Source organism: Campylobacter concisus, from assembly GCF_902460625.1.
GTDB lineage: Bacteria > Campylobacterota > Campylobacteria > Campylobacterales > Campylobacteraceae > Campylobacter_A > Campylobacter_A concisus_AD.
The window spans coordinates 15098-30431 of the sequence record NZ_CABPUT010000003.1 but is presented as its reverse complement, the minus strand read 5'-3'; the positions used below and the strand labels follow the sequence as shown (position 1 = coordinate 30431).

The 15334-nt window shown below is 37.6% G+C and carries 14 protein-coding genes and 1 other RNA gene; 4 read left to right on the top strand and 11 right to left on the bottom strand.

Annotation, left to right across the window (positions count from 1 at the left end):
* Positions 1 to 7: 7 nt before the first annotated feature.
* The 4 genes from rnpB to F3G69_RS02315 all read right to left on the bottom strand — a co-directional run bounded on the left by rnpB (position 8) and on the right by F3G69_RS02315 (position 3124).
* An RNA gene (gene rnpB / locus F3G69_RS02330) (RNase P RNA component class A) lies at positions 8 to 334 on the bottom strand.
* A gap of 180 nt (positions 335 to 514) precedes the next feature.
* Entirely contained in the window at positions 515 to 1132 is a 618-nt protein-coding gene (locus F3G69_RS02325; RefSeq protein ID WP_149714295.1) for a Type 1 glutamine amidotransferase-like domain-containing protein, read from the bottom strand.
* Between the two features lie 68 nt (positions 1133 to 1200).
* Positions 1201 to 2325 carry a tRNA pseudouridine(13) synthase TruD gene (truD, locus tag F3G69_RS02320; RefSeq protein WP_149714294.1) on the bottom strand — a complete coding sequence of 375 codons (1125 nt, stop codon included), beginning with the start codon at positions 2323 to 2325 and terminating at the stop codon, positions 1201 to 1203.
* Positions 2303 to 3124, bottom strand: coding sequence for a thiamine-phosphate kinase (locus tag F3G69_RS02315; protein ID WP_149714293.1), 822 nt, complete (start codon positions 3122 to 3124; stop codon positions 2303 to 2305). The genes truD and F3G69_RS02315 overlap by 23 nt, the downstream gene beginning before the upstream one ends.
* Positions 3125 to 3185: 61 nt before the next feature.
* Between F3G69_RS02315 and F3G69_RS02310 the strand changes: the two genes are divergently transcribed.
* Positions 3186 to 4199, top strand: coding sequence for an HdrB C-terminal domain-containing protein (locus tag F3G69_RS02310; protein WP_149714292.1), 1014 nt, complete (start codon positions 3186 to 3188; stop codon positions 4197 to 4199).
* An 11-nt stretch (positions 4200 to 4210) separates the two neighbouring features.
* Here F3G69_RS02310 and F3G69_RS02305 read toward each other — a convergent pair whose 3' ends face one another.
* The 7 genes from F3G69_RS02305 to F3G69_RS02275 all read right to left on the bottom strand — a co-directional run bounded on the left by F3G69_RS02305 (position 4211) and on the right by F3G69_RS02275 (position 10676).
* Positions 4211 to 4651, bottom strand: coding sequence for a hypothetical protein (locus F3G69_RS02305; protein WP_149714291.1), 441 nt, complete (start codon positions 4649 to 4651; stop codon positions 4211 to 4213).
* Entirely contained in the window at positions 4648 to 6072 is a 1425-nt protein-coding gene (locus F3G69_RS02300) for a Mur ligase family protein (protein ID WP_149714290.1), read from the bottom strand. Before F3G69_RS02300 ends, F3G69_RS02305 begins: the two co-directional genes overlap by 4 nt.
* Positions 6069 to 6854, bottom strand: a complete 786-nt coding sequence (estV, locus tag F3G69_RS02295) for an EstV family lipase (RefSeq protein ID WP_149714289.1) — start codon at positions 6852 to 6854, stop codon at positions 6069 to 6071. Before estV ends, F3G69_RS02300 begins: the two co-directional genes overlap by 4 nt.
* Complete coding sequence (locus F3G69_RS02290) at positions 6844 to 7074, bottom strand: type II toxin-antitoxin system Phd/YefM family antitoxin (RefSeq protein WP_021091404.1); 231 nt, start codon at positions 7072 to 7074, stop codon at positions 6844 to 6846. The genes estV and F3G69_RS02290 overlap by 11 nt, the downstream gene beginning before the upstream one ends.
* 64 nt (positions 7075 to 7138) lie before the next feature.
* On the bottom strand, positions 7139 to 8179 hold the full coding sequence (locus tag F3G69_RS02285; protein ID WP_103600844.1) for a D-alanine--D-alanine ligase: 1041 nt from the start codon (positions 8177 to 8179) through the stop codon (positions 7139 to 7141).
* A gap of 11 nt (positions 8180 to 8190) precedes the next feature.
* Entirely contained in the window at positions 8191 to 8745 is a 555-nt protein-coding gene (gene ruvA, locus F3G69_RS02280) for a Holliday junction branch migration protein RuvA (RefSeq protein WP_021091363.1), read from the bottom strand.
* Positions 8746 to 8762: 17 nt separating this feature from the next.
* Entirely contained in the window at positions 8763 to 10676 is a 1914-nt protein-coding gene (locus F3G69_RS02275) for a flagellar assembly protein A (RefSeq protein ID WP_149714288.1), read from the bottom strand.
* 121 nt (positions 10677 to 10797) lie between these two features.
* Here F3G69_RS02275 and murJ point away from each other — a divergent pair, with 121 nt between their 5' ends.
* Genes murJ through F3G69_RS02260 form a run of 3 tightly spaced genes read left to right on the top strand, consistent with a single transcriptional unit; the run spans position 10798 to position 15296 of the window.
* Positions 10798 to 12198, top strand: coding sequence for a murein biosynthesis integral membrane protein MurJ (gene murJ / locus F3G69_RS02270; RefSeq protein WP_149714287.1), 1401 nt, complete (start codon positions 10798 to 10800; stop codon positions 12196 to 12198).
* The gene (cysS, locus tag F3G69_RS02265; RefSeq protein ID WP_149714286.1) at positions 12185 to 13579 is read left to right on the top strand and encodes a cysteine--tRNA ligase; all 1395 of its coding nucleotides are present in this window, start codon (positions 12185 to 12187) and stop codon (positions 13577 to 13579) included. The genes murJ and cysS overlap by 14 nt, the downstream gene beginning before the upstream one ends.
* The gene (locus F3G69_RS02260; RefSeq protein WP_149714285.1) at positions 13572 to 15296 is read left to right on the top strand and encodes an ABC transporter ATP-binding protein; all 1725 of its coding nucleotides are present in this window, start codon (positions 13572 to 13574) and stop codon (positions 15294 to 15296) included. Before cysS ends, F3G69_RS02260 begins: the two co-directional genes overlap by 8 nt.
* The last annotated feature ends 38 nt before the right edge of the window (positions 15297 to 15334 follow it).

Genomic DNA, 15334 nt, shown 5'->3' with positions numbered 1-15334 from the left:
TTATAAATTTAAAGGCACGGCGTTAAGCCGAGTTCTGTCTTGAGCGATCATTTATCTACGCTTGCTTTTACAAACAAGCTCTAGCGAAGGGTTTTAATATAAGACCAAAACCATCCCTTCTTGCTGCAGGTTGGGTTTATATGGCCACGCAAGTTACCAAGCGTGCCGGTGGGCTCTTACTCCGCCGTTTCACCTTTACCGCCGAAGCGGAAGTCTACTTTCTGTTACACTATCCCTTAGGTTTCCCTAGCCATCCGTTAGATGGAACCTTGTCTTATCGCAGCTCGGACTTTCCTCTTTTGTATGATACAAAAGCGACCGCTTACCGTGCCAGAGCGAAATTATAGCGGTTTTGGCTTAAATTTATAGCTTTAACTTTTATCACAACTACACTTACTTCTTCTAAGCCATATGATTTTACATACAAAAAGCGACTTTATAGACAACCATTTGAGCAAAAGTCTAGCTTACGTTTTATATAAATTTTTACTAGTCAAATAGCTGTATTTTTATATTAAAGTGCGATAAATTCTGCATTATTTATAGGACGCAAATCACAAGAATTGCCAAATTTTTTCATTGTCTCGCGTGTAGCTTCTATAAAAGGTTCGCAACCAAAGTGTGGCACTATGAAAAAATCCACCAAATTTAAGCCTGTAAAATCACTCACGTTTACGCTATTTTCATCCATAGGCGTAGCATATCTCGTATCTGGTGCCGCTACGACCGCACCTGCTGACTCGCCAATATAAATTTTCCCTGCTTGAACTGCATCTTTGATGGCTTGTGCAGCATGCGACTTTCGTAACTCACTAAGAAGATAAAATGTATTTCCGCCGCTTATATAAATGATATCGCACTCATTAATCGTGTTCAAAATATCATCTGCAACAAAAAACTCGTCGCATTCAGAAATTTGTGCAGCCAAATCTTGAGTGCAAGAAAGATCAATACGAGTCAGTTTTGCACCAAAATTTTCTAAAATTTCTACCGCTTCACCTACATAAAAATTTACTTCTTCAAATTTTGCTGCCGTGTCGATAAAAGCAACTTTCTTGCCACTAAATTTTACCAGTTCATTGATCTTGCTTGCAACCTCCGCAAAATAAGAACAAAGAAAAATATTTTCCATTTTTAAAGCCTTTTAAAATTTAAATGCCTCTAGATGCATTATGTTACCAAAATAGGCACAAAAACATCTTAATCAAAGATATTTTTGTGCAAAATTTCCTCTAACACCACAGTTGCGTAGCTTCCTTTTTGCAGCGTAAAATTTATCGTAAAGTGCGCTTTTTCCTCGTTGTATTTATAGTTTGTATCCTCCAAGTAGCACCACGCAAAGCGCCTAGATCCCGTCATTTTAGCTTTGTATTCATTTGCCTGCGCGAAAATTTGATCCTCTATCATTCTCGCCGCACCCTGTGCCTCATACGCCCTATCTCCCACGATCAGCCCGCAGCTAGTGATATCTCTAGCGTCAAAGCGCGCGCCCTCTGCGTCCAAATCCTCACACAAAAAGCACTTGCCGTGCGGGTAGTGCCCCAAAACTTCGCCCTCGATTAGCTTAAAAAATCTCTTTTGCGATTTTAAATTTTTCAAATTTTCGCCGCCCAGATACGGGTAAATTTGAGCTAGCTCGCCTAGGCTAAAATCCTGCGCAAACCTCGAAATCTCCACGCGTTTGCTAAGCCAGCGATTAAAAAGATCACTTTGATATGCCGAGATCAAAAAGTCGTTTAGCTTGACATTTTTACTTTTTTTGCCGTTTATCGTCCCATTTTTAAGAAGCTCCAGGCCAGTTTCGGCATTGTCGCCAAATTTACCAAAACGCTGATAGCCAAAATAGTTTGCATAGCCCATTTTATCGATACTAACAAATGCTTGCTCTAGCTTTTTGGCATTACTTGGTAGCACCTTTTTTAAGCGGATGAAAAAGCTATTTCCCTTTAGATGTCCGATTCGAAGCTTATTTTTATGCACATTTAGGCTTAAAATTTTCATCTTTTCGTGGCTAAAGTTTGCTAGATTGCTCTCAAATTTGCGTGGCATAGAGATAAACTGCGTCGTCATACCCTGTTTGTCTTTTAGTCCCGCATAGCCAAAGTCGCGCATTTTAGCTCCTGTAACCTCGCTTAAAACATGCAAGGCCTCTTGTGTCGTCATATCTTTTTTAGAAATTTCAACGATCATGTGCTCGCCGTCACCGCTAAACTCGTAAAGTGGTATCTCACGCACGACAAAATCATCTGAATTTTTAGAAAAGTAGGCCTCTATGGGCGCATGAGTGAGTGCATAAAGTGGCTTAAAAGTGGTGGTTTCTTGCATTTTGTTTTAACCTTTTATTTGAAATTTTTGCAAAGACGCTAATCTTTGTCCGTGTTTTTGCGGCGATCCTTTTGATGGCGCTTAAATTTTTAGGGCTAAAGGTAAATAAAACCTCGTACTCCTCGCCGCTACTAAGCTCAAATTTACTTAGCTTTTTTGTAAATTTAGCACCCTTTTTGCTAGCCTTTAAAAGCTTAGCAAGATCGGCATTTAGCCCATCTGAGATATCCATAGCGGAGTTTATAAGATGAGCTGCTTTGTAGAAAAATTTATCTCTTAAAATAGGCTTTTTAAATCGTGAGTTTTTTGAAATTTGAGCTAGCCTTAGAAGCGAATTTAGCCCTTTTTGACTGCCTCCAAGCTCGCCAGTAAAAGCCACCAGATCGCCGTATTTTGCATTTTTCCTAAGCACTGCTTTGCCATTTAGCTCGCCAATTACACTAACACTTATATTTAAAATTTTACTACTTATCGTATCGCCACCGATTATCTTTACGCCAAACTCCTCGCAAGCTCTGTTTATGCCACCACTTAGCTCTCTGATTTGCTGCGGCGAAAAATTCTTTGGTAAACTAAGTCCAAGAAGCGCAAATTTTGGCCTAGCATTCATCACGATCGTATCTGAAAAATTTACGATCATCGCCTTGTAGCCGATCTCTTCAAGGCTTAGCCAGCCATGCTTAAAGTGCGAGTTTTCAGCAAAAATATCCTTGCTAAAGACCTGCTTGCCAAGCACAGCCGCATCATCGCCAATATAAGCGTTACCAAAGCATTCAATCGTGAAATTTTCTTTATCCATCGGGCCATTATAATGAAACTCCTTTTAATTTTAGGATAAAATAAGCCAAAAAAGGAGTCAAATGCAAAAAATAGAAATTTTTAGATTTAATGCAAAAAAGGATATTTTGTCGTATTTTAAACCATATTTTTTAGAAATTTTAGATTACGCAAACCTTGACGAGCTATTTTTGCATGTTAAAAAAATTGATCCGTATTTTCAGCCAACAACTGGCTTTGTGAAAGTAAATGACGTCGTAGTGAGCACTGCTGAACCATTAGAGAATTTATATGAGAAATTTGCAGACGAGCTTGTGATTTCGCCACTTGATGAAAAAAGAGCGGTTTTAGATCTTGAGATAAATGATGACGACTTTTGGGAGAAATTTAAGCCATTTGATAAATTTTGCGATCAAGCAGACAAAGAATTTTATGCAAGCTTAAAGCCATATTTTTATGCTGATTTTGTGAGAGACTACGAGCCAAATTTTATAGGTGCGGCTGCTATCATACTGGCTCATCATCTTTATAAAAAAGAAAAAAATGATGAGATCATAAGGCTTATTAACAATAAAAATGGCATTTTGATAGCTTGCAAGATTGATGATTTTATCTTTGGCGGAAGCGAAATTTATACCGAAGCGATTAGGTTTTTTAAAGAAATTTTAGAGATAAAAGAGAATGAAACCTCAAAAAATGAGCTTAAAAAGATAAAGAGCTTGGATAAATTTAAAGAGTTCAAAATAGCCGTAAGCGATAAAATCCCTGAAAATTTAGATAAATTTAGGGCAAATTTTATAAATCTAAACATAAAATTTCCTTGTGGATTTGAACTTTTAAAAGTCAACGAAAAGCTTGCATTTGCACTTGCAAGCAAAACCATTTTTAATGCGTTTGATAGCGGGGCTGATTTTTTACTAGCTAGCAATGATGCTGAGTTTTATATGTTTGACACGCTTTCAAAAAAGCTTGAAAAATTTACAAACAGAAGTTTGCAGGATTTTTATATTTTAAGAGCTAGCGAACTGATAGAGCTTGAAAATGGCAAAATTCCAGCAAGCCTAAAAGAGCATACGCTAAAAGTAAATCTAGTCTAAAACTAGAGAATTTATTTTTGCAAAGTCGCATTTTGCTCGCTTAAGGCTTCTTCTTTTTCGTCTTCTTGTCTTATCTCATCATACCTTGCTTTGGCGTTTTCATAAACACCGGCTGGAAGGCTTATGTTTAAATCATCCCTTAAGCTCATCACATCATCACAAGCATTTTGATAGCCAAGGTCGCAGCTTTTCATAAAATAGCTCACTCCAAGCTCGATGTTTGAGTACTTTTTTAGATCACTATCCATCTGCTCGTTTATCTCTTCATTTACAAACATATCACCCAAAGCCTCGCACGAAAGCACATCTTTTTGCTCGCAACCATCGTAAAAAATTTCATACGCAGTTGCGTAATCTCCGGCGTTTAGTGCCTCATTGCCCCTATCGTAGTCATCGATGTCAAAGCCTGAGGCTAAGCTTAAGATTAGAGCTAAAAAAACTATCTTTTTCATATAAAACTCGGTGCGTCGTTTGAAAATAGTATAAGATCGCCAGCATGCGTGTTTTGGGCTAAAATTTCTTGCATTTTGTTCTTGTCCTTTAGGATGATGATCTTTGGCTTTACGATGTGTTTTAGCAGAGTTTGGGCGTTTAGCGAGCTTGTGATGATGACTAGGTCGAAAATTTCATTTATTACCTTAGCCAAATTTGCATTTTGCTCAGCATTGCTCTCGACGATACCAGGCGTTAGCAGCACTTTTCTACCAGCGTAGGTGCTTACTAGCTCGTAGCTTGCGCTCATGCCTGAGAAATTTCCATTAAAACTATCATCGATTATCAGCTTGCCGCCAGCCTCGATCTTACTTAGGCGGTGCTCGACGTTTTTCATCTTAGATAGCGCACTATCTATCGCTTCATCGCTCATTTTTAGGTATCTTGCCACCTTGATGCAGACGGCTAAATTTGTAGCGTTAAATTTGCCAAGTAGCGGCGAAGCATAGTTTTTGCCATCAAGCGTAAATGAAATTCCATCTAAATTTGCGTTTATATCTTTTAGGCTCTCATCATAAATTTCTATATTTTGGCTTGGCTCTTTTTTTGTCGAGCTATGTAAAAATGCCATTTGCAAGCGAGAGCTTTGAAGTGCCTCGAGCTTTGTCGCGCGGATATTATCAAGCGTTTTAAAGTACTCGATGTGTTGCGCACCAATCTCGCCAACGATGACGATTTGTGGATTTAGAAATTTAGTGATCTCTAGGATGTCGCCCTTTAGCCTAGCGCCTGCTTCTGCGATGTAAATTTGCGTTTGCTCGCTTAAATTTTCGTTGATATCTTTGATGATGCCAGCCATTGTATTTACGCTGCGAGGCGTTTTGTAGCAGACAAAGCTATCTTTTAAAATTTCAAAGAGAAAATTTTTGATGCTTGTTTTACCATAGCTTGCGGTAATTAAAATGATCTTTAGCTCTTTGTTTGCGCCAAGTTTTTTAAGCGCCTTGTTTTTAAAGCCTTGAAATTTGATCTTTTCTAAAATTTCACTAAAAAATAGGCTCACTACCAAGACAAAAAGTGGCATAGGAGCCAAAAACGCCTTGTGAATGATGAAATTTAGAGCGTAGTTTAGGATGATAGCGCAAGCAAGGATCACAAAAAAGTGCTTGATCCTGGCGGTAAAGACTAGCTTTTTATCAAGTTTTTTGTGCCAAAGATAAAGAGCTGGCAAAAGAGCAAAGTAAAAATAGATAAAAAACCACTTACCAGTCGTGTAAAAAAGCACCAACGGCACGATAAAGAAAAAGACGTGCCAAGCAGGCTTTGTAAAGTGAAAAAGTACGCGCTCAGGCCTATATGAAAACCACTGAAAGCAAGTGATCACATAAAAAGCGAGCGCAAAGATAAATAAAACTGTGCTTATGCTTAAAAATATATTCATCTTATCTCCTCGATCCCGCTCTCATCACCATCTAGCACGACATTTTTTGCTTCATTTAGCTCAAAATTTATCCCTTTTTCTATCTCGTCACTTATAAATTTAGCGTGAAGCAAAAAGAAAAAGTGATCGCCACTAAGCGGAAAAAATGAGCTATTTTTAATGAGCTTATGTATACTCTCTCCGCTTGTTATAGGCGTTGCCTTGTCATTTTCGCCCCAAAATATCAAAGCCTTGCCGCTAAAGCTAGCAAAATGCTTTGTAAAATCCTCATCAACTACGTTTTTTAGGGTCTCATACATCACTCTATTCATACCGCTTACATCTTTTGTGGCAAAGAATTTATAAAATTTTCCAAATCCAAAAAGCTTAAAAATTTTAAAAATAGCGATCTTTGCGCGCACGATAAATGGCTTTTTGACAACTATACCAGCTGAGCTTAAAAGCACAAGATATTGTGGTTTTAGAAGCGTTGCGACCTTGCCACCAAAGCTATGACCTACGATGATATCTGGCTTTATGCCAAGCTCACCACAGAAATTTTCAACAATTTTTGCATAATCGCTTGTTTTTAACGGATCAGTAATGGAGCTTTTACCAAAACCTGGCATATCGATATAAACGTGACACAGCTCGCTCAAATATGAGCCAAAAGCCTTTTTCATTATCTCTTTATTAGCGCCCCAGCCGTGCAAGAAAAGCACTATTTTTTTGCATTTTGGATTTACAATCTCGTAGTTTATTTCAAACTCGTCTGAGCCGTATTTTACCGCCCTACTCGCCATCGTTCTCTCTTTTTTTTGCAGTATAAATGCTCTCAAGCACGCTCACTGCTTCGCAAAGGCGCTCATACTCTTCCATATTTAAAAGCACAGCTTCAAATTTATTATTTTTAACAATGACCGCTCTTTTTAATTCATTAGCCCCCACGCGAGAGAGCACTGAACTAAAATTTCTAACCACTTCAGTTGCTGTATAAATTTCGTCTTTTGTAAAAGTTACCATTGTCGCTCTTTGTGTAAAATTTTACGTAAAATATCACAAACTACTTTATAATCTACTAAATGGTCTAAATTTTCCCGCGACCTTTTACTGAAGTGATCGAGTTTATAAAGCTATAATCGATCTTTACATTACGCTCTCTTGGAAGTGAGTTTGCAAGAGCATTTAATGTGCTCTCAAAATCCTCAAATAGATAGTTTGCAAGGCTTCCTGGATTTGGATTTATCTCGTTTAGATAGACCTCATCATCGATCACAAAAAAGTCGCATCTAATGATCGCTCCGTCAAATCCACAATCATAAATTTTTGAAAAGTTAAATTTAAGCTTTTGTTTTAGCTCCTCAGAAATTTCAGCCTCTTTGACTTTGTTCTCATTTGAAAAGCTAAGATATTTTTGCTCGTAGTCAAGAAATTCTTTCTTTTTTGGCTCTTCGATGATAGAAAATTTTATCTTTCCATCTATCTTACAGCCTGCAAGGTTGTACTCTTTTACTCCCTTTATAAAAGGCTCAACAAGCACATCTTTATCAAACTCAAATGCCACGTCTTTTGCATAAGCTAGCTCGCTGGCGTCATGCACTATGTTTACACCGATGCTGCTTCCAAGTCTTGCTGGCTTTAAAATAATAGGATAGTGAAATTTTGGCTGGCTCTCACGAGTTAGCATCTCATAATCAAGCGCCTTTACACCAGCTTTTTGCGCTAGAAATTTAGTAAGCTCTTTATTGTAGCTAAGTGCGCTTGCTTCAAGCCTTGGACCTATATATTTTATGCCGTAAAAGTCAAAAAGCGCTGCTATCTTGCCATCTTCACCGTCCATGCCATGGATCAAATTTATAATGATATCGCACTCTACTTTTTTATCGCCAAAAAGAGAGTGTATGAAAAATCCACCCTTAGACAAAATGAGCTTTTTTGAATTTTTGTATTTACCAGAGCTAAAGAAATTTGCTCTCATATCTTTTTGCTCGATAAGATAAAAATCTCTATTTGCGTCGCAAAATATAAATTTTAGCTCTTGTTTTAGGACATTTTTTAAAACTATCGCACTAACTATGCTTATCTCATGTTCATAGCTCTTTGCTCCAAATATCACACCTAAATTCATCTTTTTAATCCTTATCCTAATTTCTTTAATGCTTCTTTTATAAGATCACTCGTATTTTCACTCTTGCACTCAGGCAAAATTTTCACTATCTTCTCACGTTTAAAGCCAAGCGCTTCAAGTGCCAAAAGTGCCTCATTTTGATAGCTTGGCACACTCTCATCGCTTATTAGTTTTGCGTCACTTAGCTCAGCTATAATGCGTCTAGCAGTCTTTGGTCCGATACCTGGCACACTTTTAAAAGTGTCAGCATCGCCGCTTATTATGGCATTTGTAAATGCTTGCGAGCTAAGACTTGAGCAAACCGCCATAGCCGTACTAGCTCCTATTCCATTTAGCTTTATTAGCATCTCAAACATCTTTTGCTCATTTGCATCCAAAAAGCCGTAAAGTAAATTTGCATCCTCTCTTATGATCTGTGTTATGGCAAGCTCGACTTTTTCGCCCTTGCTAAGCTTGGCTGAGCAAAAAAGCGAGATAAAAATTCCATAGCTTACGCCGCTATTTGTTTTAAGTATCACAAATGCGGGATCTTTTCTGCTGACGATACCTTCGATCGCTTTTATCATCATTTAACCTTTTATTCTTAAAAATTTGTATCTGTGTAGTCTTCTAATTTATTTGACTTTTTGATCTTATACTCAGCCTCATCGCCATCGCCGATCTTCTCTAAAGTAATAGCATGAGCAGTTTCATTTTGCTTTGAGATATAAGTGACATTTTGCGGAGGATCAACGATAACAAATCTAATCTCATTTAACTCAACCCAGTTGCCTCTATTTATCACTTTTGCAGAAAATATTCCATTTTGCATGATCTCAAGCTCATCTTTTAAGGTAGCTAACAACTCTTTTTTATCTTTAAAAATTTTTAGCAAAGTGTTGTATTCATTGACTAGACCTTGATACTCTTTTAGCTTTTTCATAAAGGTAACTGGCGGTATCACTTTAGCTTTTGAGAGCTCTTCTACCTTTGCTTTTATGGTATAAATCGAGTCTTTATTTTCATTTATGACATTTTTCTTTGTTTCAATATTTTTTAGAAGAGAGGCAAGCTCTGCTTTTGTATTTTCGATCTTATTTAACTGCTCTTGCGTAGCCTCAGCACTCTCAGGCATTTTGCTAGTATCGATTATAAATTTATTGTCAGTGCCTCTTAAATATCTTACGTCTATTAAGTGTGAAGCTGTGATAGTGCAGTTTGAGCCAAGCGTATTTATTTGGATATTTTGAGCGGTTATAGAGCCACCAACGACGCTATTTATCTTAACTCTTTTTGCTACGACATTTCCGCCTTCTAGCCTATCTATCTCGACATTTTCAGCTTCAACCTTACCGATATGGATAGAAATTTTTGCATTCTTTGCATAAATTTTAGCCTTTTGGTGTGTTTGACCGCCAATTATTACTTCATTTGCTTTAACCATCGCATTTGCACCGACGTTTCCTTTTACCTCGATCTCGTCAGCCTCCACGATGATGCCAGTACCGATGGCGTCTTTTATAGTATCAGTTTCCCTAACCACCAAAGTCACATTTGTATCAGTGCCTGCTTGAATAGAGCCAGTTGTTTTAAAATTTGCTTCATTTATCTCTATACGCTCTTCAATGTCAAATGAACCATTTTTCTCAACTACATATCCTGATTTTTTAGCGATATATATTATGCTATCGTCATTTTCTACTCTCTCTATATTTTCGCTTATACTTATCTCTTTACCAGTATCTTCTTTTGGCTTTTCTACTGCTAATAATTTGCCTCTCGCATCACGGCCATTTTGCCCTTCGTGAGACTTTTTCTCTTCCATTATCACTTCATCTTGTGCCACGCCAAAAACAAAACCTCTATCAGCGTAATCAACCTTATCTTCCTCTTTTATCGCATCAAGCTTATCTTTGTAGCAGTAAAGTATCTTTGCATCGGTAGCTTTTTTTGGATTTATGCCTTGTGTTATATTTAATATGTAGTCTTTATCAAGTTCGCCCTTTACATGCACAACCGAGGCAATTTGTTTTAACTCATCTTTTAGTTTGCCGATCCTTATACCTATTAAAATTTGAGCTTTCATGAGCTGTTTGGCGATATATTCAAAAAGCTTATCTTCGTAATGCTGTTCGTATTCACAATCTTTTGTGGCTTTTACCTTTGCGACTACTTTTGTAACTGTTGAATTTACACCGATTTCTATCTTTGGAAGCTTTGGCACAGCATTTAGCCTAACATCAAAAAATTCCACGTCATAGAACTGCTCGATCTCTAGTGTCTCGTCAAGATAAAATGCATTATCATCAAAAAAGTCTAAATTTTCTTCAGGGACAAAAACTGGCTCTTCATTATCTTTATTTTTATAATAAGTCAAAATATCTAAAATTTTAAAATCTATAAATTCTACCGGTACGCTGTATTGTTTGCTTAGTTCTTTAAGCGATATATAAGGTGTTGAAGTTTGAATTTGCGTTGGCGGTAAAAATCTCTCGTTTTCTTGCACGTTCTCGCTCAAAATTGATCCATTTCACATAAAATTTGGCTCTTATTATCGCCAAAATTTTATTAAATTTGGGTTATGTAAGCTTTAAAGCATCTTTTGTTACTATTGCGTTTTCAAATTTAATAGGTGGGCGATGTTTATAAAAGGCTTTTTTTCAAACTCAGTTGGCATTATGGTTTCAAGAATTCTTGGACTTATAAGAGACCTTTTAACAGCTTCTATCCTTGGAGCTGGCATATTTAGCGATCTTTTTTTTATCGCTTTTAAAATACCAAATTTATTTCGCCGTATCTTTGGAGAAGGTGCCTTTACACAGGCATTTTTGCCAAATTTTACAAATAGCAAGAAAAAAGCGATCTTTCAGGCTGAAATTTTCATCAAATTTCTACTTTTTATAGGCGCATTAACGCTTCTTGTAAATTTATTTACGCCCTACTTTATAAAGATCATTGCAAGCGGTTTAAGCGAGCAAAATATCACAGACGCAGTGCCACTTGTGCGTATAAATTTCTACTATCTAGCACTTGTTTATATCGTCACTTTCATGGGTGCGCTACTTCAGTATAAAGGGCACTTTGCAACTACTGCATTTTCTACTGCGCTACTAAATTTAGCCATGATCGCTTCACTACTTTTGGCTCGTGGCAAGAGCGAGAGCGTGGTCGCACTTTATCTTAGCTTTGGCGTCGTTGCAGGCGGCATTTTGCAGGTTTTAGTGCATCTAATCGCTATGAAATTTAACGCCTTAAATAAAATTTTCTGGGGCGGTCTAAGCGGATATTTTAAAGGCAAAAGAGCGCAGAGCAAAGGTTTTTTTATAAATTTCTACCACGGCTTACTTGGCTCAAGTGCGATGCAAATAAGCGCATTTATGGACACTTGGCTAGCAAGCTTTTTGGTAAGTGGCTCGATAAGCTATCTTTTTTATGCAAATAGAATTTTTCAGCTTCCACTTGCCATCTTTGCGATCGCACTCTCTCAGGCGCTATTTCCAAAGATCACTAGACTCTTAAAGCAAAAAGATGAGGTAAACGCCCTAGTTTGGACAAAAAAGAGCTTTTATCTGCTCCTTTGCGCTCTGCTAGCAGCCACGATCACAGGCGTCGTGCTAAGCGAGTTTATCATCTGGCTCTTGTTTGAGAGAGGAAATTTCGTAAGGGCCAACACAATTGAGTGCGCCAAGGTGCTAAGTGCCTATTTAGTGGGTCTTGCGCCATTTGGACTGGCTAAAATTTTCTCACTTTGGCTTTACGCAAATATGAAGCAAAAAGAGGCAGCCAAAATTTCTATCATCTGCCTTGTGATAAATTTGATCCTAGCTGTCATTTTGATGCAGAAATTTGGAGCAGCTGGTCTTGCATTTGCAAGCTCACTTGGGGGATTTTTACAGCTTATTTTATATATAAGAGCCTTTGGAGCTAAGCGATTTTTAGCTATAATCGAGCCTAAATTTATAGCCGCCATCGCTATTTTGGCGGTTTTGCTCTATTTTGGTTTAACATTTTTAAAGGATATATTTAATGCGAATTTTTGATACTTCTAAAAGAGAAAAGGTTGAGTTTAGCCCGATAAAAGAAGGCGAAGTTAGCATCTATCTATGCGGTCCAACGGTCTATGACGACGCGCATTTGGGACATGCAAAGTCAGCCGTTAGCTTTGATCTTTTAAGAAGGGTCTTAAAAGCACTTGGCTACAAGGTCAAATTTGCAAGAAACTACACTGATATTGACGATAAAATTTTAAAGAAAATGGATGAAACTGGTCAAAGTCTAGAGGATATCACAAACAAATATATAGCACATTATGAGAGCGATATGAATGCTTTAAACGTGCTTGATCCAGACTTTAAACCAAAGGCTACGCAGTGCTTGGATGCGATCATTAGCTACATCAAGGTGCTTATGGATAGAGGTGTGGCGTATAAAGCCAGCGATGGAATTTACTTTGATACGAGCAAGGATAGTGGCTATTTTAGCATTAGTGGCAAGGATAATAACACCGATCTCATCGCGCGCGTGGCAAGTTTTGGCGAGAAAAGAGATGAAAAAGACTTTGTGCTTTGGAAATTTGATGAGAAATGGTACGAGAGCCCATTTGGCAAGGGTCGCCCTGGCTGGCACACCGAGTGCGTGGCGATGATAAGGGAGTTTTTAAGTGACAAAGAAAATGATAAATTTGAGATCGACATCCACGCTGGCGGCATCGACCTACTCTTTCCGCACCACGAAAACGAAGCAAGCCAGTGCAGATGCGCATATCATAAAAATTTGAGCAAATACTGGATGCATAATGGCTTTATAAAAGTAAATAACGAAAAGATGAGCAAGAGCCTAAATAATAGCTTTTTCGTAAAAGATGCCCTAAAAAATATTCATGGCGAAGTGCTTAGATTTTATCTGCTTACAAGCCATTATAGGGCTCATTTTAATTATTCAGATGAAGACTTGGTGGCTTCAAAAAAGAGACTTGATAAAATTTATCGCCTTAAAAAAAGAGTTGATGGCGTACAAGCTGGCGCTATAAACGAGAGCTTTAAAAGCGAGCTACTTGAGGCACTAAGTGATGATCTAAACGCTTCAAAAGCACTTGCAAGTGTTGATGAGTTTGTAAAAACGGCAAATGAAAGACTTGATAGTAATCCAAAAGATAAAGTCTATAAGGCCGAAGTAGTGGCGAATTTGGAGCTTATAAGTGAAATTTTAGGCATTGCCAGCACAAATTATGTTGAGTATTTTCAGTTTGGTGTAAGTAACGAGCAAAAAGAGCAGATAAAAAGACTACTTGATGAGCGGGCGATAGCTAAAAAAGAGAGAAATTTTACAAGAGCTGATGAGATAAGAGACGAGCTAGAAAAGATGAATATCTCCATCATGGATACGCCAAATGGCGTAGTTTGGGAGAAAAATAATGACTAACTTTGGTTTAAAAGATGTACTAAAACGCTTTGGCCCATATTTTAAAGACTACATTCCACACTTCATCCTAGCCTTCATAGGTATGGGGCTTGCAAGTGGCGGAACAGCAGTCAGTGCATATCTGGTGGAGCCAGTACTTAATAAAATTTTCGTTGAAAAAAACGAAACACTGCTTTATTTGTTACCATGTGCGATCATTGCTATTTACCTGTTAAAAAATATTGGAACTTTTATGCAGGCCTATTTTACCGCGTATATTGGTCAAGATACAATTAGAAGATTTCGTGAAAAGATGGTTGAAAATTTACTAAATTTGGACATGAAATTTTTTAATGATTTTAGAACAGGCGAGCTAATAAGCAGAACCACGAACGATATAGAGCGCATAAGATCCATTGTTTCAAGCATCATACCTGAGCTTATTAGGGAGCTCGTAACTATCATAGGTCTGCTTTGTGTAGTCATATACCAAAGCCCTAAATTAGCTTTTTTTGCACTTGTTGTTATGCCAATAGCGATTTATCCGATCTCGCGCCTTGCTAAAAAGATGAAAAAAATCTCAAAAAAATCACAAGAAAAGACATCTGATATCACCTCAGCATTGAGTGAAATTTTTACAAATATCGAGATCATCAAGGCAAATAATGCCCAAAAATACGAGCACTCACGTTTCGTTGAAGAAAATAACAAATTTTTTAAGTTAAACCTTAAAACCGTAAAAATCGAGCAATTAGTAAGCCCACTAATGGAAACAATTGGCTCAATCGGCGTGGCAGCTGTCATCATAATAGGCGGCAAAGACGTCATCGACGGAAATATAAATATGGGCGCTTTTTTTTCATTTTTAACTGCACTTTTCATGCTCTACACCCCGCTAAAACGTATCGTAAATATATACAATAAAATGCAAGATGCGATCGCCGCAAGCGAGAGAACCTTTTTCTTGATGGATAAAGTAAGCGAGATAAAAGATGGCGAAAAAGAGCTAAACGAAGAGATAAGACTTATCAAATTTAACAATGTCTGCCTAAACTACGGTGACAAAGAGGTTTTAAAAGGTATAAATTTAGAGGCTCGTGAGTCAGAATTTATAGCTCTTGTTGGCTCAAGTGGCGGCGGAAAAACCTCGCTCATGAATCTGCTTATGAGATTTTACGACGTAAATAGCGGAGAAATTTTAATAAATGAGACAAATTTAAAAGATATCAAAATCCACTCACTTCGCCAAAATATCGGCCTTGTAACGCAGCGTGTCTATATCTTTAACGATACAATCGCTAAAAACGTGGCTTACGGCAGAGAATTTAACGAAGATGCCGTGATAAATGCACTAAAAATGGCAAATGCTTATGAGTTTGTAAGCAAACTAGATGATGGTATCCACTCTATCTTAAATGAATTTGGCACAAACCTTTCAGGCGGTCAAAGACAACGCATCGCAATAGCAAGAGCACTTTATCAAAACCCACAAATTCTTATCTTTGACGAAGCTACTTCAGCGCTTGATAACGAGAGTGAAAAAGAGATCACAAAGGCTATAAACAACCTAAGAAACAAAAAGATCATCTTTGTCATCGCTCACCGTCTAAGCACGGTTGAGAGTGCTGATAAGATCGCGGTTTTAAGTGGTGGAAAGGTCGTTGATATCGGAAGTGATGAAGAGCTTAGCAAGAGAAATGAAATTTATGCAAAACTTAAAGGCAAAGCCTTAGTTTAAGGCGATTTTTGCTAAGATTTGCACAAATTTTTAGGCAT

Excerpts from the sequence above, each read along its gene's own strand:
- F3G69_RS02325 (WP_149714295.1), bottom strand. The coding sequence starts at position 1,132 with ATGGAAAATATTTTTCTTTGTTCTTATTTTGCGGAGGTTGCAAGCAAG.
- truD (WP_149714294.1), bottom strand. The coding sequence starts at position 2,325 with ATGCAAGAAACCACCACTTTTAAGCCACTTTATGCACTCACTCATGCG.
- F3G69_RS02315 (WP_149714293.1), bottom strand. The coding sequence starts at position 3,124 with ATGGATAAAGAAAATTTCACGATTGAATGCTTTGGTAACGCTTATATT.
- F3G69_RS02310 (WP_149714292.1), top strand. The coding sequence starts at position 3,186 with ATGCAAAAAATAGAAATTTTTAGATTTAATGCAAAAAAGGATATTTTG.
- F3G69_RS02305 (WP_149714291.1), bottom strand. The coding sequence starts at position 4,651 with ATGAAAAAGATAGTTTTTTTAGCTCTAATCTTAAGCTTAGCCTCAGGC.
- F3G69_RS02300 (WP_149714290.1), bottom strand. The coding sequence starts at position 6,072 with ATGAATATATTTTTAAGCATAAGCACAGTTTTATTTATCTTTGCGCTC.
- estV (WP_149714289.1), bottom strand. The coding sequence starts at position 6,854 with ATGGCGAGTAGGGCGGTAAAATACGGCTCAGACGAGTTTGAAATAAAC.
- F3G69_RS02290 (WP_021091404.1), bottom strand. The coding sequence starts at position 7,074 with ATGGTAACTTTTACAAAAGACGAAATTTATACAGCAACTGAAGTGGTT.
- F3G69_RS02285 (WP_103600844.1), bottom strand. The coding sequence starts at position 8,179 with ATGAATTTAGGTGTGATATTTGGAGCAAAGAGCTATGAACATGAGATA.
- ruvA (WP_021091363.1), bottom strand. The coding sequence starts at position 8,745 with ATGATAAAAGCGATCGAAGGTATCGTCAGCAGAAAAGATCCCGCATTT.
- murJ (WP_149714287.1), top strand. The coding sequence starts at position 10,798 with ATGTTTATAAAAGGCTTTTTTTCAAACTCAGTTGGCATTATGGTTTCA.
- cysS (WP_149714286.1), top strand. The coding sequence starts at position 12,185 with ATGCGAATTTTTGATACTTCTAAAAGAGAAAAGGTTGAGTTTAGCCCG.
- F3G69_RS02260 (WP_149714285.1), top strand. The coding sequence starts at position 13,572 with ATGACTAACTTTGGTTTAAAAGATGTACTAAAACGCTTTGGCCCATAT.